Origin of the sequence: Vibrio sp. FF266 (genome assembly GCF_041439695.1) — a bacterium.
GTDB lineage: Bacteria > Pseudomonadota > Gammaproteobacteria > Enterobacterales > Vibrionaceae > Vibrio > Vibrio tasmaniensis_A.
Map to the genome: position 1 here is coordinate 108,335 of NZ_JBGOOO010000004.1, position 22,987 is coordinate 131,321.

20 protein-coding genes are annotated in these 22,987 nt (G+C 44.0%); 8 read left to right on the forward strand and 12 right to left on the reverse strand.

The annotated features are described in order from the left end of the window. Positions 1-28 precede the first annotated feature (28 nt). Positions 29-628: a recombination mediator RecR gene (gene recR, locus ACED59_RS05155; protein ID WP_004734155.1), complete on the forward strand. Its 600-nt coding sequence runs from the start codon at positions 29-31 to the stop codon at positions 626-628. Positions 629-711: 83 nt separating this feature from the next. On the opposite strand, the gene aqpZ is transcribed toward recR, so the two are convergent. Then, the gene (gene aqpZ / locus ACED59_RS05160) at positions 712-1,401 is read right to left on the reverse strand and encodes an aquaporin Z (RefSeq protein WP_017099207.1); all 690 of its coding nucleotides are present in this window, start codon (positions 1,399-1,401) and stop codon (positions 712-714) included. Between the two features lie 258 nt (positions 1,402-1,659). On the opposite strand from aqpZ, the gene ACED59_RS05165 reads away from it, so the two are divergent. From ACED59_RS05165 to ACED59_RS05180, 4 genes are all read left to right on the forward strand, one after another. Then, positions 1,660-1,884: a hypothetical protein gene (locus tag ACED59_RS05165; RefSeq protein WP_009848670.1), complete on the forward strand. Its 225-nt coding sequence runs from the start codon at positions 1,660-1,662 to the stop codon at positions 1,882-1,884. 13 nt (positions 1,885-1,897) lie between these two features. Further along, positions 1,898-3,304 (forward strand): hypothetical protein, encoded by a 1,407-nt coding sequence (locus tag ACED59_RS05170; RefSeq protein ID WP_017099208.1) that lies wholly within the window; start codon positions 1,898-1,900, stop codon positions 3,302-3,304. A gap of 137 nt (positions 3,305-3,441) precedes the next feature. Further along, positions 3,442-3,693, forward strand: coding sequence for a hypothetical protein (locus ACED59_RS05175; protein ID WP_009848668.1), 252 nt, complete (start codon positions 3,442-3,444; stop codon positions 3,691-3,693). 88 nt (positions 3,694-3,781) lie between these two features. Beyond that, complete coding sequence (locus tag ACED59_RS05180; RefSeq protein WP_009848667.1) at positions 3,782-4,219, forward strand: YcgN family cysteine cluster protein; 438 nt, start codon at positions 3,782-3,784, stop codon at positions 4,217-4,219. 138 nt (positions 4,220-4,357) lie between these two features. Here ACED59_RS05180 and ACED59_RS05185 read toward each other — a convergent pair whose 3' ends face one another. From ACED59_RS05185 to gap, 8 genes are all read right to left on the reverse strand, one after another. After that, on the reverse strand, positions 4,358-5,935 hold the full coding sequence (locus tag ACED59_RS05185) for an alkaline phosphatase (protein WP_017099209.1): 1,578 nt from the start codon (positions 5,933-5,935) through the stop codon (positions 4,358-4,360). 193 nt (positions 5,936-6,128) lie between these two features. Next, the gene (locus ACED59_RS05190) at positions 6,129-8,015 is read right to left on the reverse strand and encodes a BCCT family transporter (RefSeq protein WP_017099210.1); all 1,887 of its coding nucleotides are present in this window, start codon (positions 8,013-8,015) and stop codon (positions 6,129-6,131) included. A 176-nt stretch (positions 8,016-8,191) separates the two neighbouring features. Beyond that, on the reverse strand, positions 8,192-8,545 hold the full coding sequence (locus ACED59_RS05195; RefSeq protein ID WP_009848664.1) for a hypothetical protein: 354 nt from the start codon (positions 8,543-8,545) through the stop codon (positions 8,192-8,194). Between the two features lie 274 nt (positions 8,546-8,819). Further along, positions 8,820-9,779 (reverse strand): ChaN family lipoprotein, encoded by a 960-nt coding sequence (locus tag ACED59_RS05200; protein WP_017099211.1) that lies wholly within the window; start codon positions 9,777-9,779, stop codon positions 8,820-8,822. Positions 9,780-9,854: 75 nt separating this feature from the next. Then, the gene (gene rlmA, locus ACED59_RS05205; protein ID WP_017099212.1) at positions 9,855-10,670 is read right to left on the reverse strand and encodes a 23S rRNA (guanine(745)-N(1))-methyltransferase; all 816 of its coding nucleotides are present in this window, start codon (positions 10,668-10,670) and stop codon (positions 9,855-9,857) included. 193 nt (positions 10,671-10,863) lie between these two features. After that, complete coding sequence (locus tag ACED59_RS05210; protein WP_009848661.1) at positions 10,864-12,900, reverse strand: methyl-accepting chemotaxis protein; 2,037 nt, start codon at positions 12,898-12,900, stop codon at positions 10,864-10,866. A 325-nt stretch (positions 12,901-13,225) separates the two neighbouring features. Further along, positions 13,226-14,110, reverse strand: a complete 885-nt coding sequence (locus ACED59_RS05215) for a D-hexose-6-phosphate mutarotase (protein ID WP_017099213.1) — start codon at positions 14,108-14,110, stop codon at positions 13,226-13,228. A gap of 287 nt (positions 14,111-14,397) precedes the next feature. After that, positions 14,398-15,393 carry a type I glyceraldehyde-3-phosphate dehydrogenase gene (gap, locus tag ACED59_RS05220; RefSeq protein ID WP_009848658.1) on the reverse strand — a complete coding sequence of 332 codons (996 nt, stop codon included), beginning with the start codon at positions 15,391-15,393 and terminating at the stop codon, positions 14,398-14,400. 358 nt (positions 15,394-15,751) lie between these two features. Here gap and msrB point away from each other — a divergent pair, with 358 nt between their 5' ends. Further along, positions 15,752-16,150, forward strand: coding sequence for a peptide-methionine (R)-S-oxide reductase MsrB (msrB, locus tag ACED59_RS05225; RefSeq protein ID WP_009848657.1), 399 nt, complete (start codon positions 15,752-15,754; stop codon positions 16,148-16,150). A 179-nt stretch (positions 16,151-16,329) separates the two neighbouring features. On the opposite strand, the gene ACED59_RS05230 is transcribed toward msrB, so the two are convergent. Further along, positions 16,330-17,136: a DUF2989 domain-containing protein gene (locus ACED59_RS05230; RefSeq protein WP_017099215.1), complete on the reverse strand. Its 807-nt coding sequence runs from the start codon at positions 17,134-17,136 to the stop codon at positions 16,330-16,332. A gap of 113 nt (positions 17,137-17,249) precedes the next feature. On the opposite strand from ACED59_RS05230, the gene ACED59_RS05235 reads away from it, so the two are divergent. After that, positions 17,250-17,531: a YeaC family protein gene (locus tag ACED59_RS05235; protein ID WP_009848655.1), complete on the forward strand. Its 282-nt coding sequence runs from the start codon at positions 17,250-17,252 to the stop codon at positions 17,529-17,531. A 148-nt stretch (positions 17,532-17,679) separates the two neighbouring features. Here ACED59_RS05235 and ansA read toward each other — a convergent pair whose 3' ends face one another. Next, positions 17,680-18,696 carry an asparaginase gene (ansA, locus tag ACED59_RS05240; RefSeq protein ID WP_012603507.1) on the reverse strand — a complete coding sequence of 339 codons (1,017 nt, stop codon included), beginning with the start codon at positions 18,694-18,696 and terminating at the stop codon, positions 17,680-17,682. Positions 18,697-18,814: 118 nt separating this feature from the next. Then, positions 18,815-20,665, reverse strand: a complete 1,851-nt coding sequence (gene sppA / locus ACED59_RS05245; RefSeq protein WP_012603508.1) for a signal peptide peptidase SppA — start codon at positions 20,663-20,665, stop codon at positions 18,815-18,817. A 279-nt stretch (positions 20,666-20,944) separates the two neighbouring features. Between sppA and ACED59_RS05250 the strand changes: the two genes are divergently transcribed. After that, positions 20,945-22,954: an NADPH-dependent 2,4-dienoyl-CoA reductase gene (locus ACED59_RS05250; protein ID WP_029224084.1), complete on the forward strand. Its 2,010-nt coding sequence runs from the start codon at positions 20,945-20,947 to the stop codon at positions 22,952-22,954. Positions 22,955-22,987: the final 33 nt, after the last annotated feature.

The following is a 22,987-nucleotide window of genomic DNA, read 5'->3' on the forward strand; positions in this document are numbered from 1 at the left end:
CATTACTTGAAAATCAGAACGGTTATATATGCGTACCAGTCATATGCTGGAGCATTTGATGGAGGCCTTACGTTGTCTACCTGGGGTTGGCCCCAAGTCGGCGCAGCGTATGGCCTTTCATTTGTTACAGCGCGATAGAAAAGGCGGCCTACAGTTGGCTGAAGCTCTTAGCCAAGCAATGACAGAAATTGGTCATTGTAATGAGTGCCGTACTTTTACCGAAGAAGAGACCTGCCACATTTGTACCAATCCTAAACGTCAGGATAACGGTCAAATTTGTGTAGTAGAGAGCCCTGCAGACATCGCAGCCATTGAAGCAACGGGTCAATATTCCGGTCGTTACTTTGTGCTTATGGGGCATCTTTCACCACTTGATGGTATTGGTCCAAGTGACATCGGTCTCGATGTCTTGGATTACCGCTTACGTCGTGGTGATATCACTGAAGTTATTTTAGCGACTAACCCGACAGTAGAAGGGGAGGCGACAGCACATTACATTGCTGAGCTATGTAATGCCCATGAAGTGAACGCTAGCCGTATCGCCCATGGTGTTCCTGTTGGTGGTGAGCTCGAGCTGGTGGATGGCACCACGCTTTCACACTCGTTACTCGGTCGTCATAAAATCTAAAAAAGCCGCTTGGTGAACCATCTCCAAGCGGCTTTTTCTTTTATGGTTCTCAAAGGTTTCTATTCCAAAACACTTCTCTGAGCTTAATCTGAACCTCTCACCGCTTTGTATATCATTGCGCCAATCACGGCACCAATAATCGGTGCAATCCAGAATAGCCATAACTGAGAAACAGCCCAATCACCAACAAATACAGCCACGCCGGTACTTCGAGCGGGGTTAACAGAGGTGTTCGTTACAGGGATACTGATAAGGTGGATTAAGGTTAAACAGAGACCAATTGCGATAGGAGCAAATCCAGCAGGTGCTTTCGAATCTGTCGCGCCCATGATCACGAATAGGAACACCATGGTCATGACCACTTCACAAACGAGTGCAGCGGTAAGTGAGTAACCGCCCGGTGAGTGTTCACCATAACCATTGGAAGCAAAGCCAGAGGCAGCTGCATCAAAGCCAGCTTGGCCTGAAGCAATCACAAATAACACGCCACCTGCGATAATACCGCCAATCACTTGGGCAATAATATAAGGTGCGACATCTTTGGCATCAAAGCGACCACCGCTCCACAGTCCAATAGTAACAGCAGGGTTGAGATGACAGCCGGATATATGGCCAATAGCAAAAGCCATGGTGAGAACGGTTAAACCAAAAGCGAGGGAAACTCCGAGTAGACCAATTCCCACATCAGGGAAAGCCGCGGCTAAGACGGCACTACCACAACCGCCTAACACCAACCAAAACGTACCAAACATTTCTGCAATATACCTATTCATAACGATCCTTATTAATCTGTACCAGTATCAACAAGATAGTTTAGATTTCGCAAGTTTGTGAAATCTTGGGCATATAAGCGACAGAAAGGGAGTGTTTTGGGTAGCAAATAGCCGACAGAGATTGCAGTGATTTTTAAACGAAATGCCATAACTGTTTAACGACAAGCTCCAGAAACTGACTAAAGTGCGATCTATTGTGTTGTTCAATAAATAAAACTGGTTGAAGATATTATTAATTCTTATTGGAGCCTGCGATTCATGAAAAAGTTAGCGATTTTAGTAGTAACGACATTATTACTCACTGCATGCGGAGGTGGTGACAGCGGTGGCGGTAGCGCTGCTACTAGTGGTGGTTCTAGCGCTCAGAAACTGAATACGGACATAGGCGTAAGTGATGCCGATATTCAAACATTGAAAGGCTACAAATTCCTATCCGTTGATGGTAAAGGATTTGAGTCTCCAAGCAATTTTAAAGCGAAGTAGTAGGAGTCAAGTTTTGAAGAAATTATCTATAGGGATTATCCTTGCCACTCTTGGTACTTCTGTTTATGCGTCGCCAAATCTAGAAGGTTATTTTCAAGCTCGTGAATTGGTAAATTATGCGGCAGGAAGTTTACAAAAAGCAAAAGTAGACTTTATAGCCCTAGATTATGCTGTAGCTAAATTACCTGCAGCTTCACAAGCTCAACTGGTTCCTTTTAATACTGTATTGGGGGAATTCTCGACAAACAGTTCCGTAAGCAGTAGTGACGCGACTGCTTTGCTCAGCCGAGTTAACTCTAAAGCCTTATCTGGTCAATATGTTTGCCGCATCAATAGCAATGGTACTGTTCTGGCATATAGTGCGGAAAACGGAGAACAGTGTGCAGCGGACAAGTATGAAAAGGCTGCATTAGCACTAGCGAAGAAAGGCGATGAACTGCGATTCTTCCGTTCATACAGTCAAGGTTATTTTCAAACCTTAACTTATAAGGTTGATGCAACCTCTAGTGATGAAACAGTTCGTTTAGGCTACTTTAATAAACATGGTGGAAAATGGATTGGTGAAGCGGTTAAGGTAGTAAAAGGTAAGGCGCAAATCAATAGTACGGATGTTGATACTTACGATGTCATCGCTTACCGAGATTACAATATCTCATCATCGAAAGGTGTTTCTCCGAACACATCAATTAGCTTTACTGAACAACCGTTTTTTATCACAGATGAAGTCACAGATCTCGACTCTACCGGTAAATCTGTCCATATAACGAAGACTAAATTTTCAAGTCTTCACCAGTTTGATGGCCCTTACCGTGGAAGGCATATTGATTCGAAAGGTTGGTTTAATTGGTTTAACCAAGATTACGTGGGTCAATACGAAATTGGAGGTAAAAAAGTTTACGCCGTTTCGGACACACAAAATTTAGTCGTCAAAAAAGACTTTAGTGGTGCGGTAGATAGCTGGACTCGCGTTGATGTCGACAAAACTGATCAAGGTAGTGGTGCAGGTGACTGGACTATGTACATGTTTAACAATACAAACAATTTGATAGGTGAAAGCCCAACTTATTGTCAAATCAAAGCGATAGCAGAAGGTAAGCCTGTAGTTCAACTTTTATCATCAACAGGCGTTATGACGCACCCACCAATTACAAACTGTGACCAAGTTGATCCTGGCCATACAAAGAAAGTGATTGCATCATTTAAAGACGGGAATAACAAAACAGTTTCTGTTACTTCTCCTAAGCTAAAAGCAAGCGCTCAACATATTATGGCGCTTGGGCCTATTGTTGATCAAGGACAGAAGGCTAAATTCACAGTGCAAGATGCTAGAGATTTATTGTCATCGACTCGCTATAAAGCGGCTTTAGCAGAAATGACACCGCAATTTTTGTCTTCAAAGCCACATGATATTTTAAAGTAGATTCTGTCTTTGATGAATTGGAAGCACCTTTTATAAGGTGCTTTTTTTGTACATATTAAATAACTTCACTTGGCTAATTTCATTTTTAGGATAGAATCGCCCACCTTCTTTCCTTTGATTCTATTTAAGGTCCAATTATGGAATGCCGTCTTCATTGTGGTGCTTGCTGTACAGCGCCTAGTATTACATCTTCATTCCCCCTTCATCCTCATGGAAAGAAGTCTGGTGAGCGTTGTAAGCAGCTTACTGTTGATAACCTATGTAAACTATTTGGTAAAAAAGAGAGGCCTCAGGTCTGTTTTGACTTTAAAGCTGAAAGCTGGGTATGTGGGGCTACGACAAGCGAAGCTATTCAAATACTCACGGATTTAGAAAGTTCTACCGCATAGCGAAAGAGCGTTAGCTGATTTTATTCTTGAACTTATATTCGGCTAGCGGTATAACACGCACCCCAGTAAAAGAGTAAGAAGTAATCCTATGACGATTCCATTTTGGCAAGAAAAGACACTAGAGCAAATGACCGAGAACGAGTGGGAATCACTGTGTGACGGTTGTGGTAAGTGTTGCCTACATAAACTAATGGATGAAGATAGCGATGAAGTTTACTACACTAATGTGGCGTGTAGCTGGTTAAACGACAAAACATGTTCGTGTAAAGATTACCCGAACCGATTCACTTCAGGTGAAGAGTGTTTGAAGCTGACTCGTGACAAAATCGATGAGTTTCACTGGCTACCAGATACTTGTGCTTACCGTCTTCTATCTGAATCTAAGCCGATTCCTGAGTGGCACCCATTGATTACGGGTTCTAAATCAGAGATGCATGCTGCAGGTGAAAGTGTTCGTAACAAAGTGGTATACGAAATCGATGTTGTCGATTGGGAAGACCACATCTTGAATCACCCAAATCGCTAGTTATTCTAAAAACAGCCGCTCTTGAGCGGCTGTTTTGCTATTTGGCGTCGCCTAAATTTACTTAATTACTTAACTTAAAGGCTTAAAACAAAAAACGCCCCGTAGGGCGCTAAGTAAAACGAGTAAAAAAGATTCAGGCTAGTTTACTTGTTGTTTAATGTACTCACCTAGCTCTGAGTGGTGCATGATTTTTGAAACGGGCAGTATTTTCTCTGCTGGCCCCCAAGCAAACACGTTCACTGGTGTGTGAGTATGTGTACCTGTACCCCAAACGATGTTTTGACTTGTTGCCTGTTCACGAGCAAGCAAGTTACCGCGGTCGTTATAAGGGAAGAATGCATCGAAATCGTTGATAGCAGGCACTTCTTCTGCCGATAAGTATTTGTGTTGAGCCAATCGGTATGGATTCGGCTTACTCGCTAATACGTTTTTCGCTTGTTCAGCTGTAATAGGGAACTCACTATTCTTGTTGACGATCTCAGCCAGTTTTTCAGGTGTTTGCTGCGCTTTATCCAGCTTCTGAAATTCGCTGATCATGCCGTAGTAGCTTTGCTTTTGATTATATAAACCATCAAGAATATCGAATGCGCCAAAGTTAAAGTTAGGTGCATAGTTGCGGTCGACGAAGGCTTCACCAGAACGTTTCTGTGGTTTTGGTAGGTCGTTAGAAGAGTAGCTGAAGCCAAAAGATCCTGTTTCGTGGTCTGCGGTCACAATCACGATCGTGTCTTCACGATCTTTTGCCCATTCATACACAGTTTGGATCGCTTCATCAAACTTGAGCAGTTCATGCAGCATAGTGCCGGCATCGTTACTGTGGCCTGCCCAATCTATTTGGCCACCTTCGACCATTAGGAAAAAGCCATCTTCATCTTTGGATAGGATGTTGAGTGCTTTTTGTGTCATCTCTTTTAAGCTTGGCTGAGTTCGCTCGTCACTTTTTTCCTTGTTGCTGTAAGCGATGCCGTCATCCATGCCTGAGTAGGCGAACAGGCCAAGTAGCTTATCGCCTTTAGCATCTTCTAACATGCTGCGGTTAAATGCCAGTTGGTAGCCGTCTTTCTCTGCCTCTGCAAGAAGGTTACGGTCGTCTTTACGTTTTGATTTTAGGTAAACATCACCTTGAGTCAGCTTTTCAAGTTGCTTATAGGTTTCACCTTTGTCGTTGGTCGATTTAGGGAGCCAATGACGTAGCCCTCCCGAAAGCATTACATCAACACCAGTTTCTAGCATGTCGTTAGCAATTTGGTTTTCTAGCGAACGGTGAGGTTGGTGAGCAGCAAATGCAGCAGGCGTGGCGTGAGTTAAGCGCGTATCGGACACGAGTCCTGTTGCTTTACCTGCCTTTTTAGCTTTCTCAAGAACCGTCTCAACATGATTGCCCTGAGAATCAATGCCAATCACTTCTGAGCCACTGTAGATACCGGTTGCAAGCATGGTGGCTGAACAAGCAGAATCGACCACAATTGCATCTTCTGGGTGAGTCAGGGATGAACCAATAACCCCTTCTTGAGCAAGTTGATAAAGGGCGGTTTTGTTCCCTTTATAGATCGAGTTTGGTGCTTGGTTTGCGTAGGTTTCTAACAGGCCAACTTGTTGAGGTCCCATTCCATCGCCAATCATCAGAATGACGTTTTTGATTTCTGCTGAAAGTACGTTGAATGAAAGTGTTGAGGTTGCCACTGCGGCAATGATTGGTTTTATAATGTGCTTCATTGGTTATCCCTTTTTATATAAGCGGGATGATTAGAACATCGATTTGTGTCAAAGTCGTTTCATATTTATTTCATCAATGTGAAATTGAGCAATAACTCCAATTTTTTGAAAAGCATAAAAAAAGGCTCACATTTCTGTGAGCCTTTGTCGTATTTAGGAGGGTCCAAATCAATGGACTGTGTCATGGCTAATGTCAAGCAAGCGGTAAGTCTGCAACCACCTGGTTGAACGTGATACGAGCATTCTGAGCTTGCTCAGATAACTCGATTTTTTTCGCTTGTGCGGCACTAAGATTACTCTCGGCCTGCTCAAGTGCTTGTTGTAGGTTCTCTGGTAACTCGTGAGTTTCCATTTGTGAACCTTGTTCTAACACATAAGCGCGAATTTCTTTCTTCACTGCGGCAAGTTCTGTGTAAGCAACTCGCTCAAGTTCTGCGGCCTCTTGCGCAGCATCTTTTTCTTTCTCAAATTGAGCCAGCGCCATACCTTCTGCAGACCAAGGGTCCATATCTGGTAGTTCTTCGATGTTGATCGTTGGCTCGATGTACGCGTCTTGATGGCGTAGGTCGAGGCTCGTTGCACGAACCGCTGAAATCATCAGCATCACAGAGATCACCAGTAGCGGTAAGCCACCAACTATTGCTGCCGTTTGTAGCGTACTTAGACCACCCAAGAACATCAGAATCGTTGGCAAGAACGACAGTGTGAATGCCCAGAACATACGGTTCCAACGCATTGGCTCTTCGGTCACGTTGTTCTGAACCACAGAAGCCAAAATGTAAGAAATCGAGTCGAACGTTGTCGCAGTGAAAATAATACACAACAGTGTAAATACGGCGATCACTAACGTGCTCATTGGCAGTTGTGCCAGCATTGAGAAAATCGCTTTGGTTGCGCCTTCTTCGTTTAGGATTGCAACGACATCTAGCTCACCAGATAACTGTAGGGATAAACCGTAGTTACCTAAGATCATGAAGAACAAGAAACAACCTAGAGAGCCAAAGAAAATTGAACCTGACACCATTTGTTTAATGGTTCTTCCGCGAGAGATACGCGCAACAAACAGGCCCATACTTGGTGCAAATACTAGCCACCATGCCCAGTAGAAAATGGTCCAGTCTTGTGGGAAGTGAGTGTTCTCAAAGGTACCGTAACCACCAAATGGTTCAGCCCACGTTGCCATCACGAAGAAGTTAGACAGTAGACGACCAATCGAGTCTAAACCTGTTTCTAGCATGAAGATTGTTGGACCGGCGATCAGAACGAAAGTCAGTAGACCCATTGCACCCCAGAAATTGATGTTACTCAGGATCTTGATGCCTTTTTCCAAGCCAGCATAAGAAGAGTAAGCAAAAATTGCCGTACAAACTAAAAGAACCATTGCTTGCGTAAGGTTGTTTTTAGGTAGACCGAATAGGTGATTCAGGCCTTCAGTGATGAGAGGTGCTGCTAAACCTAGTGTTGTCGCAGCGCCACCCAGTAGACCGAAAATGAATAGGATATCGACGATTTTTCCAGGTACGCCTTTACTGCGGTGTTCACCAAGAACAGGCATTAACGCACTAGAAATCTTTAGAACAGGCTGTTTACGCACATAAAAGAAGTAAGCGATAGGAATCGCTGGGATCAGGTAGATAGACCAAGCGATTGGTCCCCAGTGAAACAAACCATAAGTTGCCGCCCAACGAACCGCTTCTTCACTTCCGGGTTCTAGTTGGAAAGGCGGTGATTGGTAGTAGTAAGCCCACTCAATACAGCCCCAGTACAAGATACTTGCGCCGATACCACCACAGAAAAGCATTGCTGCCCATGATGCAGTTTTGAACTCAGGTTCTTCATCAGCTTCACCCAGTTTAATTTGTCCCATGTCACTGAACACAACGTAAACCATGAAGGCACAAGCAGCTAGGCCTAGAGCAAGATATAGAAATCCAAGTTGATCCGTCATGAATGTTTTCGCAACCGCAATCCAGTCTGCGCCCTGTGCTGGGAACAAAATGAGCGGGAAAACTATCGTGAGTAGGAGTGCAATAGCACCAAAGAAGGTAGGCTTATCAATAAGCTCAAAAGTGTTTTTCACGAGTATTATTCCATTAAAATGAGAGCGGAATTATGGAATGAACTCGTTTTTTAGACCAAATCAGGTCTGTTGTCGTGACGACAAATTGCTTCTATTCAATAAAAGGTAGGTAATGAAAGAATAGAGAAGCAGAGCTGTAAAGTTAGGCTAAAGCGAAATTAGGTTAAAGCAAAAAGTTAGACTAAAGCGATAAGAATGCCACCTACGGTAAGTGCCGCGGACAAGAATTGCCCCGCTGAATAAGAGCCATCATCCTCTTCTTCAACCTTGTCTGGGTGGTCCATGCCTAATGCGCCGTGAGCGAACGATTCAACTTTATCGGTAACGGTTGCATTTTCCGCTTCGAATTTTTTTGATTCTTTATCGATTTGTTTAAGAGCAGATAATAGCGCTTTTCCTTCATCGGAAAGCTTAACGGTATTTTGTTCCACCTTGAGTGGAGCAGGCTTTTCAGCCTCGGTGCTTTTATTCTGTGCGTTCATTTTCGCAGGTGAATACAGCTGAGTATTACTCGTTCCTACTGGTGTCATATCGCTCTCCTTACCTATCCTTAAATATAGTATCGGCAGAGGTGTGAAAAACTTGTGCATTTAATCACCGTGGTGATGTTTTTTTATTCGCACATTGTTTTTTCGTCTGCTTAGTCAAACCGTCTAGTTATTAAGCAAATCTTGTGCCGATAAGGAATTTGAATGTTATATAGAGTTAGAGTGGATGATAGGAGCCAATGAAGCTCTGTCGATGGGCTAGTTATCTAGAATTAGCCCATCGTTTCGTTCTCTTATAAGAATGGATAAGGATGGTTTAGTCGCACTCTAGGCTAGCGCCGCGCTTAGATAGGTGTTTGTATGCCTTCATTCTGTTCTCTTTTTTAATAAAGCGAGCGGGTGGAGAAAGCACTTTGAGCTGGTAGTCACTGCTATCTGAAGCGATTTCCTTAACTGGGCTGATAATCGCAATTTTTAGATTGGGATTGCGACGCAGAATCGATGCAGCTGTGCCTAAACCATCTTCTGTATGGAACTTGCCAGCAACATGAATCACTTGCTGATCTGGGTTGGATGTTAGGTAACCGACAATCGACTCCGCCATGGTTTCATCCCATGTTACTTGAGCGGCAAACTGCTTTTCTGTTTGCTCTGGCGTGCCGTGATGCATCGAAGCCATGAATTTGTCTTTGTAAGGGCTATCGCCAGTATCCACTTCTGAAGCAATCCATTGACGTTGTTCCGTCGTTAGCTGATCTAGATAGGGTAACCCCTTACGGCCAATGCATTGTACGAAGGGTTTTGGTGCGTTTGCCGCAATGATATCGACGTCATTGGCTTTAGCAAACTCAACCAGTGCGCGATAATCACTTTCGTAGTTTGGCCAAGCAGCCGCTTGAGACATAAGAATTTGTTCGCCAATTTCATCATTGAGATATTGGTTTAATGTGTCTTGATGTTCTCGAGTGAATTGTTCCATTGAAAGCGCGATGTTTGATGTGGCGTTGCGACGTGCTTTTAAGAAATCGGTTTGGAATCGATGGATTGCTGAGTGAGTGTGCCATTCGCCAATAAGAACCACATCAGCGTCAATCAGCTGTTTAGGAAATGCATCGAGAGAAAGCGTTTCGCCTTGTGGAGAAGCAAACTGGTAATCATAGAATGTGGAAACGGTTTCCGTTTGCGTGTTAGCCACTTTTTGAGAAGTGTTGTTTGAAGGTTGATTAGTACAAGCCGTGAGCAGGGTTGCTAATCCGATAAGAATAATACGTTGCATGAAATGCCTCCTTGAAGAACACGCATACTAAAGGAGGCAAGATGATATTTCAATGCAAACGATAATCAATATCAATTAAATCTGTTTGCGGTACACTCGCAGCATAAAGTCCGCTTCACAGTTGAATTGCTCAGCATCAATGAGTTGTTGTTTAAACTCTTCACTCGCTTTCCAAGCAAACGGCGTCATCTGTAGCAGGTCGAATGCGTCTGACCCCGATAGTTCCATCATATAGTTTAGTTGCTCTTGGTGATCAAGAGTAAAACCTTCAATCATTTCTGGATCTTCGTCGTGCAAGCGAACACCATCATAAATTGCATCACGCAGCTGATACAGGTGTCGGCTAGCCGGTGTCACGGTGATCACCACGCCATTGTCTTTGATGGTGCGCTGCAGTTCTTCAGCCTTGCAAGGCGCATAAATGCGTAGAATGCCGTCTAAGCTGTTTTCCGCAAAGGGCAGGCGATGGCTCGAAGCGACTGAGAAGTCGACAGCAGGGTAGCGTTTAGCTGCGTATTTGATAGCAATCTTAGAAATGTCTAGGCCAAAAGTCGCACCATTCTTTTCTTGAAGGTTTACCGCAATTTCATTGGTGTAATAACCTTCACCACAACCGATATCTAATAGGCTAGGGGCGGTTGCTGGCAGATAGCTAGCGCATAAACCAACAACGGCTTGACGCATTGGATCGTAGTGGTTGCCTTCAAGGAAGCGGCGACGAGCCTGCATCATCTCTTTGTTGTCACCTGGATCTTTTGAGCGTTTGTGGTGTGCTGGCATCAAATTAACATAGCCTTCTTTCGCTAGGTCGAACTGATGGTTCTTTTCACACTTAAACGTACGATCGTTTTGAGATAAAGGTTGGTGACACAAAGGGCATTGGTAAGTCATTGCGAACTCGAGGTAGAAATTTCAAGTCCAAAATTTTAACAGGAAGCATAGTGGGGCGCTAGAATAAACGCAGCTGTCTTGGTTTACGGCAATTAGTGAAGATACAGAGGCTGTCAGTGAAGAGATAGAGCCAACGTATGGTTGGCTCTATTGGTTATGAGCAAGTCACTGATAGAAACAGTGAACTCGGTTTTTAGCTAAAGAAGTTAACTTGGTTCTTTAACGACTCAGCTTGTTTTTGAAGTTCATCAGCACTGTGAGAAGTCTTAGCGCTGGTTTCACGGCTTTGCTGGTTCAAATCGCTGATCGCATGCGCGTTCGCTGCTATTTCTTGAGAAACCTGAGCTTGCTCTTCTGATGTCGCAGCAATGGTTTCAGCTTGAGAAGCAATAGATTCAACTTGAGAGGCAATCGACTCTAGGGCTGTGCCTGCTTCTTGCGCTTTATCAAGTACTTGGTTGGCATTCGATTGGCTTTGTGTCATCAGGTTCACGGCATTGTTAGTTGAAGATTTCAACTTCTCGATGATGCTCACTACGTCTTGTACTGACGTTTGTGTACGATGAGCCAATGTTCTTACTTCGTCAGCGACCACGGCAAAACCACGACCCTGATCCCCCGCTCGCGCTGCTTCTATTGCAGCGTTCAACGCAAGTAAGTTGGTTTGTTCTGCGATGTCATCAATCATCTTGGTGACGGTTTGAATGCTTTCGCTATCAGAACTCACTTGCTCGATGGCCGATGCTGATTTGTCTAATTGATCATTTAGCTGGGCAACATCAATACACACACCTTCAACGACTTCTAAACCTTTCTGGCTGTCTTCATTTGCAAGGCGAACATTTTCAGCAATGCTATTCACTTGCTGCGCTACAGATTCTGCCGAGGTAGCCATCTCTTCAATAGCGGTAACGACTTGCTCAACCTGTGCTTGCTGGCGGTCAGATTGGCTCAGATTGTGGCTAGCATCCTGTGACACACTGCTAGAGCTGTTTTGTACTTGATCACTGGTCGTACGAATTTCTCCAACGAGTGTATTCAATTGAGCAGCCATATTCGCAACGCCGGTATTTAGGTTGCTGATTTCATTCTTAGTCTGTTTGCCGTTGTTTGGAATATGTAAGCTGACTTCGCCTTTTCCTAAGCGCATCATGTATTCGTTTAAAGTCGTTAACGGCGTCAACGTGCGATTCAATACGAGCGTTAACACGACGATGGTAGCGGCGGCAATCAAGGTCGCGATTATCGCGATAAGTTTCAGCAGTTCGTCGCTGCCTTTAGTGACTTCATTAATAAATGTGCCGCCAAGTAGTTTCCAATTCCACCCCGGGACTTCGGTATAGACGAGGTATTTTTCGCCCACTGTTCCTTGATACTCAAAAGGGTAGAGAATCAAGCCGGATGGCTGCTCAAAGAGCTGATAGAAAGGTTTGTTACCGTCGTAGTCGGCAACATCCACAATAGATTTATCACCTCCAGCATTAGTAGGGTGCAGTAAGTACTGGCCTTGATGCTCTTCTTCATTGTCAACGATGATGGTATAGCCAGTATCGCCCCATGAGACAGAACGCAATGACTCGAACAGGTTTTGTGTCGCCTCTTCTACGGGTAGACCAATGAAAGAGACACCGTTAACTTTGCCTTGTGCATTCGTTAAAGGCGCGTAGTAGGTAATGTAGCGTTGGCCGAAGAGCTTCACTTGCGCGTAATAAGCTTCGCCATTTTTGAGTTTGTTATAGCCAGGATGATCCTTGCCTAACGTTGTGGCAACAACACGTTCCCCTGACGGTTTTTTAAGAGAAGTAGACACGCGAATAAAGTCATCGCCAAATGGGGCAAATAGGGTTGCTACAGCGCCGGTGTCGCGAGTAAAGCTATCAACGAGTTTAGTGTCGTTGATTAGGCTCTCACCATATTGAGTCAGGTTAGGAATGGAATGACCGTTGAACTCAACGTCGTAATTCTCAACATAAACACCTGCAAGGTAACCGTTACGAAAGGTGGATTCTAAAACTTTGGCGGTATGTAGGTAGGCATCGAATTGGCCAGATATGGTTTTGGCCATCGCTTCTACTTTGGATTGGTGTTCCCTTAACGTGTTGTCTAATAATACTTGTGAGGCATTGCGATACACGAGCGTTGCGATAGAGCCAAAGGCGATAAGTAAGCACAGCAAAATGACCAACTTAAGTTGGAAGCCAACACTTTGATTTTTGTATTTCTCGAACATGAATTCATTATCCTGTCTTCATTGAGGTGTTGTTCAGTGGTTTTAGATAAGTTTGTTATTGAGCCTCCTATCATAAGAACTTATTCATAGGCAGTAATTGATAAGAATTAATGAATTGATAGTTATATTTATAAATTATGGTGTATGAGATATGAAATGAAATTTGGAATGTATTTGAATCAGAGTAGATAAATTTTGTCTGCGTTAACTTACAAACTGGTCATGGGAATAGAGATAGAGATAGAGATAGAGATAGAGATGGTTAGGGCAATAAAAATGCAGCTCATGGGCTGCATTTTCGTATCTAATTGGCCTAACTTTAAGCTTATTTCGAAGAAATTACCGTAATCAGCTGGTGGCTTTCACCAGGCTGTAACGTTTTGCCTGCTTCTAGGCTTGGTGCGTGCAGTGTTGACTCTACACACATCATAGTTAGGTAACCGTCGTCTTGCATGTCGCCCATACCTGCAGCCCCTTCCGCCCACGGGTTCCACAGTACTGCGGAGTTATGACCGTGGTTTTCAACCGTTAGCGTGCGATCCAGCTTTTTGTCAGCAACAAAGATTTGCGCTTCTGGTTGCGTGTAAACGCGGTCAATCGTGTCAGTCAGTACCAGTTCAGCACCACCTTGGCAGATCTTGCCACCTTGCAGGCTATCAATGTACTCAGCACCCATACCGGTTGTGGTTGTGTTGTGAATATCGCCAACATTTAGGTAAGTGTGCAGCGCGCCAGAGAAAGTCCATGGTTGCGAATCTGTGTTTTTCACATCCAAAGTTACTTTTAGTTGGTCACCAATCTCAACATTTAAACGTGCATCGAACTGATGCGGCCATACTGCCAGAGTTTCTTCATTCGGCTTTAGGCCTAGGCTTACAATCACGCCAGCTTCGCTTTCACGGTGCTCAACTAATTGCCATTCGCTTGAACGTGCAAAGCCATGTGCCGGTGCTGCAATGCGACCAAACCAAGGCCAACATACTGGAATACCACCACGTAAGGCTGTTTTTCCATCGAATTTAGCTTGTTGGCTCATCCAAATAAGGTCTTGTTGACCTTGTGGTTGGAATGACACCACATGGCCTCCAAACAATGAAATGGCTGCGTTTGCTTTATCGTGGATAACGCGAACCAATTTTACACCTTCGTGTTCAACGATAGTCACGTTGTCAGAAAGTACTGTCAGTGTAGGTAGAGTAGATAAATCCATTACATGATCCTTCTAAGGAAATTGAATTCAAATGCTGGCTAGAACAGTGCTTGTGATTTTATGAGTGACAAGCAGAGCCAGTATTGGAATTAAATTTTGCGTTTTGACTTAAGTTTTAGGTTTAGCTTAAGTTTTAGTGTGTAACTAGCCGAGGCATTTTGGCGATCGGGGGCGAAGCCGTTTAAAAGATAGCGGGTATTAAAAAGGCGACACTAAGGTCGCCTTTTTCAAAGTCTGCTCAAAACAGTCTTCGCTAATGCTTATCTAAAGCTATTTCTAAAAAGAAATTACTTAGAGATGTGAGCGATTAGGTCTAGAACTTTGTTTGAGTAACCGATTTCGTTGTCGTACCAAGATACAACTTTAACGAATTTGTCAGTTAGAGCAACACCAGCTTTAGCATCGAATACTGAAGTTTGAACTTCACCGATGAAATCTTGTGATACTACTTGGTCTTCAGTGTAACCAAGAACGCCAGCCATTTCGCCTTCAGAAGCTTCTTTCATTGCAGCACAAATTTCTTCGTAAGATGCAGCTTCTTTTAGGTTAACAGTTAGGTCAACTACAGATACGTTAGCAGTTGGTACACGGAAAGCCATACCAGTTAGAAGGCCGTTTAGTTCTGGAAGAACAACGCCTACAGCTTTAGCAGCACCAGTTGAAGATGGGATGATGTTTTGAGAAGCACCACGGCCACCGCGCCAGTCTTTAGCAGAAGGGCCATCTACAGTTTTTTGAGTTGCTGTAGTAGCGTGAACTGTAGTCATAAGACCAGACTCAATGCCCCACTTATCGTTAAGTACTTTAGCGATAGGTGCAAGACAGTTAGTAGTACAAGAAGCGTTAGAAACGATGTCTTGACCAGCGTAAGATGCTTGGTTAACGCCCATTACGAACATTGGAGTTGCATCTTTAGAAGGACCAGTAAGAACTACTTTCTTAGCGCCAGCAGTGATGTGCTTACGTGCAGTCTCGTCAGTTAGGAAAAGACCAGTTGCTTCAGCAACTACGTCTACTTCGATAGCATCCCACTTAAGGTCTTCTGGGTTACGCTCAGCTGTAACACGTACAGTTTTACCGTTAACGATTAGGTTACCGCCTTCAACTTCAACAGTACCGTTGAAACGGCCGTGAGTTGAGTCGTACTTAAGCATGTATGCCATGTACTCTACGTCGATTAGATCGTTAATACCTACTACTTCGATGTCTGCACGCTCTTGAGCTGCGCGGAATACGAAACGGCCGATACGGCCAAAACCGTTAATACCTACTTTGATAGTCATTGTAGTTGCTCCACAACTTAATTTCTGATTAAAGATAACTGGTAGTAAAATTACAGAATCCAGTATACATCTGCAATAGATAATCCGACTTAACTTGTTTAATGTCAAAAAAAAGCGACGCTTTTCTTAACAATTGGGTGTAAGTGGTTGAAAATTGACCATTGCGAGTGGCTCTGTACCCTTCCAGTTGGGTAAAATACCTCTAAATGATGATTCACTTATGAGTGTATATGTACAATGTTTCCTGGTGAGAAAGTATGTGCTACAAAACGACTCATATGCAAGCCTTTATAGAAAAAAGTAAATATAATAACTGATAATGTGGAGAGATATTAACGTGATTCAAAAGGGAGGAAATATGATAAAGCCTGATGAATACTGGCGTGAACGCCTAACGGACGATGAATTTTCTGTGTGTCGTCAACGTGGTACCGAAGCCCCATATAGCGGTAAGTTACTGCACAACCATAAGACGGGTGTCTATAGCTGCACATGCTGTGAAAGCCCTTTGTTTCTGTCGGATAACAAATATGATTCAGGGTGCGGTTGGCCAAGCTTTGATGCCCCAGTGAATGATGAAGCAGTACGCTATATAGAAGATCTAAGTCACGGAATGAAGCGTGTAGAGATCCGTTGTACCGCTTGTGATAGCCATTTAGGTCACGTTTTTCCTGATGGTCCGAAGACAACCGGTGAACGGTTCTGTGTTAATTCTGTGTCGTTAATTTTCAACAAAAATGACGAAACTACCAAATAACTTGTCACAATTGTCTAATCCTTACAGGCGTATTTGTTGATTGAGTGGTACTGAACTGCCCAGTAGCTCAGTATTTCAGAGTTATTTCTAGCACAAACGAAAACAGCTACCATCATGGTAGCTGTTTTTTTGAAAGCTCGTGAATAGAACGTTTGGACTAGAAAACGAGAACTGTGCGATCAGTAACGAGGGACGATTGAAGAGCTGTAAACCTCATCTTCAATAGCTTCTACTATATTGTCCGCGTCTTGATTCAGTTGTTCGTATGTTGACTCATCGAAACGGTACAACACGGTAAGTTCTGCTTCAGAAGCAATAGGCACATCAAAGTTCTTGGCAACCATTGCCCAGACGTACGCTTTTTCCATATGACCTAGGCTGTGGTTGATACTCGCCATCGATTTGAAGATCTCGGTGTTGACCTTCGAACCATTAGAAAGTGTTAACGCATTGTTGAGTAGCTTAAGCGTCTTTTCATGGTCACGGGTAGTATAAAAAGTGGCTAGCGCATATTGCATCTCTGCTGTGTTTAATGCATCTGTCCCTTCTAATTGCAGGAAACTGCGTCTTGCGTTGGTATCCCCAGTTTGTGACCACATAAAATAAAGCGTTTCCGGGGTATTTGATCGCGAGAGTTCGTCAACAATACGTTCAGACTCTTCGATACTATTCATTAAGGAGATGAAGCGACGTTCTTGAAGTTTGGATTGATCAATCGTTTCGATCTGTGCAGCAAGCTCTAGACACTTTTTGTAAGTAGTGACTAATTCGAATTCTTTAATCTTATTGGTATCGCTGGGGTTTTCTTTTGCTTCAAATCGATGCCAGACGAGGTCGGTACGTGCGACACGGCACTGTCCGTCGTTCATATTTAACTTTTCACACTGAAGCCACGGGTTGCTTTCGCACAATTGAGCGGTATTTTTGTTCCCGTCAAAACACCCAACCAGAGTGAAAGGCAATAGGCTTAGTACCAACCATTTCATAATTTTCATATTCCTTCACTTGTGATCAAATACACTTATTTTCAGTCAGGTTCTTGACTCAATTCTGATACGGGTTATTTTCTGGTGAAAATTGTTAAAACTAAGGCCTTACCATGGATGCAGAACAACTTCTTAGCGCAATGACCCCCGAGGTCTACGAACGTTTAAACTATGCAGTTGAAACGGGGAAATGGCCAGAAGGAACGGCGCTCTCTAAAGAACAGCGCGACTCGTGTATGCAGGCGGTTATGTTGTATCAATCGAAACATAACTCTGAAGCTCAACATATGACAATTGCAGCCGGCGGAGAAATTAGCTTTAAATCAAAGTCTGAACTAAAGAAGCAGTTTAAGTCCGACCAAGAAGATATTGTTAGAGTTAATCCTAATCATTAGGCTTAAATTACAACAAAGGGGTGGCACAGTGCCACCCCTTTTTTACTGTTAAGCTGTTTATTTATAAACAATAATACGATTTAGTTCAGGTTTACGTGAGGGGCTTGATTAAAGGTAAGCCCTCGGCTAAACGAATCGCAGGATAGGCTTATAAGCTCATCTCACCGCGTAACACTTGTTGCATTTGAGCCTTCACTTCTTCGTAGCTTAAATCTTGGCTCAATAGATAATGTAATTTCGCCAGTGCTGCTTCTGGTGTCATATCGTAACCACTGATAACGCCCGATTCTGCTAGTGCACAACCCGTCGCGTAACCACCCATGTTGACTTTACCTGCCAAACACTGAGTTAGGTTCACCACAATCACACCTCGTTCTGAGGCATCTTTTAAGTGTTGAAGTAGCTCTTGATTTTGCGGTGCGTTACCAACACCAAAAGTAAGCAGAATCATTGCATTTACAGGCTGTAGTAGCGTGTTGCGAATCACTTCATGCGAGATTCCTGGGTACATTGTAATTACACCGATGGGTTGCGGAGTAATGTTATGAACCTTGAAAGCACCTTCAGGTTGTTCGTTTACCTTAACGTTATTGCTGATCTGGATATTGATACCCGCTTCTAGCAATGGAGTTAGGTTTGGAGAGGTAAACGCATTGAAGCCATCAGCGTGTGATTTTGTACTGCGGTTACCGCGCATCAACTTGTTGTTGAAGAACAGTGTCACTTCGTTGATCGGGTAGTTTGCTGCAATGTGCAGAGCATTAAGCAGGTTTGCTTGTCCGTCTGAACGTAATTCTGCTAATGGGATCTGAGAGCCCGTAACAATCACAGGTTTGCCGAGGTTTTCTAACATGAATGACAGAGCTGAGGCGGTGTAAGCCATAGTGTCTGTACCGTGCAGGATAACGAAACCATCGTACTTATCGTAGTTCGCGCGAATATCATCAGCGATAGTCTGCCAATCAAGTGGCGTCATATCTGAAGAGTCCATTAATGGAGAGTATTCATGAATGGTGTACTCAGGCATTTCTGGGCGATGGAATTCAGGCATGCCAGCTAGCTGCTTATCCATAAAACCTGCGACTGGGACATAGCCGTGGTCCAAAGACTTCTGCATGCCAATTGTGCCGCCGGTATACGCGATATAGATGTGTTTTCTTTCCATGGCGATTAATACTTAGTGTGATATAGGGAACAGGGGGGCGATTATAGCGAATTATCATGCAATAAAAAGAGGCGCCTCACACAGAGGCGCCTCTTGATAACAAAGCGTTGAGCTTATCTTATTGAACTTGGCAGTTTAAGCAAAAAGCATATCGACCTTGTGGGTCGTTAAAGTTACCTAACAGTTGGCTATCTTGAGCTAACTGTTGAGTAACAGGCTGTAAACTGCTTGGAATCATTGACTGAATATCAAGGCCTATCGACATCTGAACTTGGTTCATAAATTCTTGAATAAATAGTTCAGTGGCTGAAAGAGGCTCTTCTACCCAGTAAATGTTGTAGGTTTCAAGCTCTGCAAGTGAAGCCGCAGCTGTAATCGCATCATCAAAATCACCAATTTCATCGACTAGACCTTTCTCGATTGCATCTTGGCCTGTCCATACTCGGCCTTGAGCAATCTTGTCGACAGCATCGACTTCCATGCCACGGTTTTCTCCAACTAGGCTGATGAATCGGCGGTAACCGTTTTCAATGCCCATTTGGAACGCATCTTTCGCGCCTTCGCTAAGCCCTGTTGTAATACCAAGGCCAGAGAAAGGCGACGTACCAACGCCATCAGTGTAAACACCAATATCGTTCAGTCCTTTTTCGAAGGTTGTGATAACACTGAAGATACCAATTGAACCCGTTAGTGTGGTTGGTTGAGCCAAAATCTTGTCTGCGCCCATCGAGATCCAATAACCACCAGAAGCAGCCAGGCTAGACATAGAAACCACAACAGGTTTACCTGCTTGCTTGATCGCTTCTATTTCATTGCGGATAACTTCTGAAGCAAACGCGCTACCACCTGGGCTGTCTACACGAAGTACAACCGCTTTTACTTTGTCGTCGTTGCGCGCTTGGCGGAGTAGTGCGGCCGTGGTATCACCACCAACGGTGCCACGTGGCTGTTTGCCATCCATAATTGCGCCGCTAGCAACAATTACAGCGACATCGTGCGATTCACTTGTAAGGTCTGGAAGCATAGTTGTACGGTACTCGTAGTACCCCAACGCGTTATAGCTGTCTTGACCGTCACTGCCGAAGACGTCTGCGAGCTCTAGACGAACTTGTTGGCGAGTTGCCAGTTCGTCAACTAAACCAAGCTTCTCTGCCAGTTTTGCGATATCGCCATCAACCGACTCAAGGTCTTTTAAGAAAGAGTCCATGCTTGGGTTCAAGGTTTTAGCATCGATCTGGCGGTTGTTGCTTACGTCATCAACGTATGCTCCCCACAGTTGACCCAACCAACGAGAAGCTGACTCTTTCGCTGCGTCTGACATATCGTCGCGAATGAAAGGTTCGATTGCAGACTTATAAGTACCGACGCGGAATACATGTGTATTTACGTCAAGCTTCTCTAATAGAGTTTTGTAGAATAGCGAGTAAGCACTGTAGCCTTTAAGAAGAACCCCACCATCTGGTGATAGGAAGACTTTAGTTGCGTAGCTGGCTAGGTAGTATTGGCTTTGGTTGTAAAAGTCACCCACCGCATAAATTGGTTTGCCAGTTGCTTTGAACTCGTTGAGCGCTTTAGCAATGTAGCGAAGCTTGGTCAGATTGGTTTCTGGCAGTTCTTTGAGTGCTAAAACGATACCAGTTACCTTGTCATCGTCTTTGGCGTAGCGAATCGTTTCAACAATATCAAACAGGACGTTCTCTTTTGGAAGGTCTTTGCCAAGCAGTGAACCCGTGACTGAATCCATCGGATTGATATAGCGACTTTGCTCCACGATAGGACCAGACAGGTTAAGCACTAAAGCCGATTCCTGTGGAACAGTGGGTTGAGTTGTGTCTGAGTGGAAGTATACAAAGTAGATGATGGCGATACTGAGTAAAAAGAAAAGGTTAACCAGCGCAAGACGCACAAACGTGATGAGCTTCCAAATCCCTTTAAAGATCATACCTATAAATTTGAATATCTTTTTCATTATGTCTCCGCAGTGAGATCACGTGGCTTTAACAAGCAACAGTACTATTAATCTCAATAATATGAACTGCTTAGTATCCTACGATAATTCCCTAGCTCAAACTACACCAAGAATTGTTAATCGATATATATTCTCATTAAGTGTAGACAGATTAAGGACTTTTGAACGATTAATGCGTCCTGCATTATGATCGGTGTTACAAAAATGTAAACGGTTGTTTGAACTTTTGGTAATTGAGTTATATTGTGGTCAGACCACAAGGATATAATAATAGAAGTGATGTCTGCCATGTACCCACATTTACTCGAACCACTCGATCTTGGATTTACTCAGTTACGTAACCGTGTATTGATGGGATCAATGCACACGGGTTTAGAAGAAAATAAAGAAGGCCTCCACAAGCTTGCCGCGTTTTATGAAGAGCGAGCAAAAGGAGGCGTTGGCCTTATTGTTACCGGTGGTTTCTCTCCTAATTTACGTGGCAGATTGACCCCATTTAGTGCTGAGTTCAGTAAAGTTAAGCACGCAAAAGCTCACCAAGTTGTTACCGAGGCCGTGCATAAGCATGGCGGTAAAATTGCCCTTCAGTTGTTACATGCTGGCCGCTATGCCATGCACCCGTTCGCGCAAAGTGCTTCGGGCATCAAAGCGCCAATCGCTAAGTTTGCACCGAGTGAGATGAGCCCTCGTCAAATTAAAAAAACCATCGGTGCCTTTGCCAACAGTGCAGAACTAGCTCAGGTTGCTGGCTATGACGGCATTGAGATTATGGGCTCTGAAGGTTACTTGATTAACCAATTTATCTGTAAACGTACTAACATGCGTTATGACGAATGGGGCGGTTCTTATGAGAAGCGTATGCGTTTCCCACTAGAGATCGTTAAATCGATTCGCGAAGCGGTGGGTAAAGATTTCATCATTATTTTCCGCTTATCGATGCTGGATTTGGTTGAGCAAGGCAGCACGTTCGAAGATGTTGTACTTCTGGCTCAGAAGCTAGAAGAAGCGGGCGTGACCATTATCAATACTGGTATTGGTTGGCATGAAGCTCGTGTTCCTACGATTGCGACACAAGTACCAAGAGGGGCATTCTCTTGGGTGACGGAAAAAGTAAAACCATACGTGTCGATCCCAGTGGTGACATGTAACCGAATCAACACGCCAGAAGAGGCCGAACGTATCCTCAGTTCAGGACAGGCCGACATGGTATCAATGGCTCGTCCATTCTTGGCTGACCCTGATTTCGTTAATAAAGCGGCTCAAGACCAAGCTCAGTTCATTAACACCTGTATCGGTTGTAACCAAGCTTGTCTTGATAACGTATTCAAAGGCAAAAGAGCGAGCTGTTTGGTGAACCCTCGTGCTTGTTACGAGACTGAAATTGTTGTTCAGCCTGCCCAAGCGACCAAAACCATTGCCGTGGTTGGTGCTGGGCCTGCTGGTTTAGCCTGCGCGACGACGTTGGCACAGCGTGGGCATAAGGTTGATCTTATTGAGAAAAATGACCGTATCGGTGGACAATTTAGATTGGCAATGCAGATTCCGGGTAAAGAAGAGTTCAGAGAAACGATTCGTTACTTTGCTAATCAAATAGATGCATCAGGCGTGAACTTAAAACTGGATACTGAAGCGACGTTTGAGATGTTGTTGAAGTACGATGAAGTCGTGATGGCTGCCGGTGTTGAGCCAAGAAAGCTTGATATTGAAGGGATAGATCAAGAAAACGTAGTCGACTACCAAACCTTGATTCGTGAAAAGACACCAGTAGGCGAAAAAGTCGCGATTGTTGGTGCCGGTGGTATTGGTATTGATGTGGCAACTATGCTGACAGAGCCGACTTCTCATAGCTTGGACGACTGGCTGCATGAGTGGGGCATTGATAAGAATATGGAGCACCCAGGTGGACTTTATCCTTACCCTGATTCGTTCAGTGATAAAACGGTTTGGGTGATGCAGCGTAAAGCCGGTCGAGTGGGTAAAGGCCCAGGTAAAACTACTGGCTGGATTCATAAACGTACTCTAGAAAAACGTGGTGTGAACTTACTTGGTGGCGTGAGCTACAACAAGATTGACGACCAAGGTCTACATATCAGCGTTGGTAAGAAAGATCAGGTACTCGATGCCGATTCCGTTATCGTGTGTGCGGGTCAGGTTTCAGTTCGTCCATTCGAAGACATGTGGCAAGAGTTTGGTGGCAAACTACACGTGATAGGCGGTGCCGATTACGCAGGTGAACTGGATGCCGTGCGTGCGATTCGACAAGGTGTTGAGCTGGCGATTAAGCTCTAACAACAAACAGAATGTTCTCGTTTGATAAGTTTG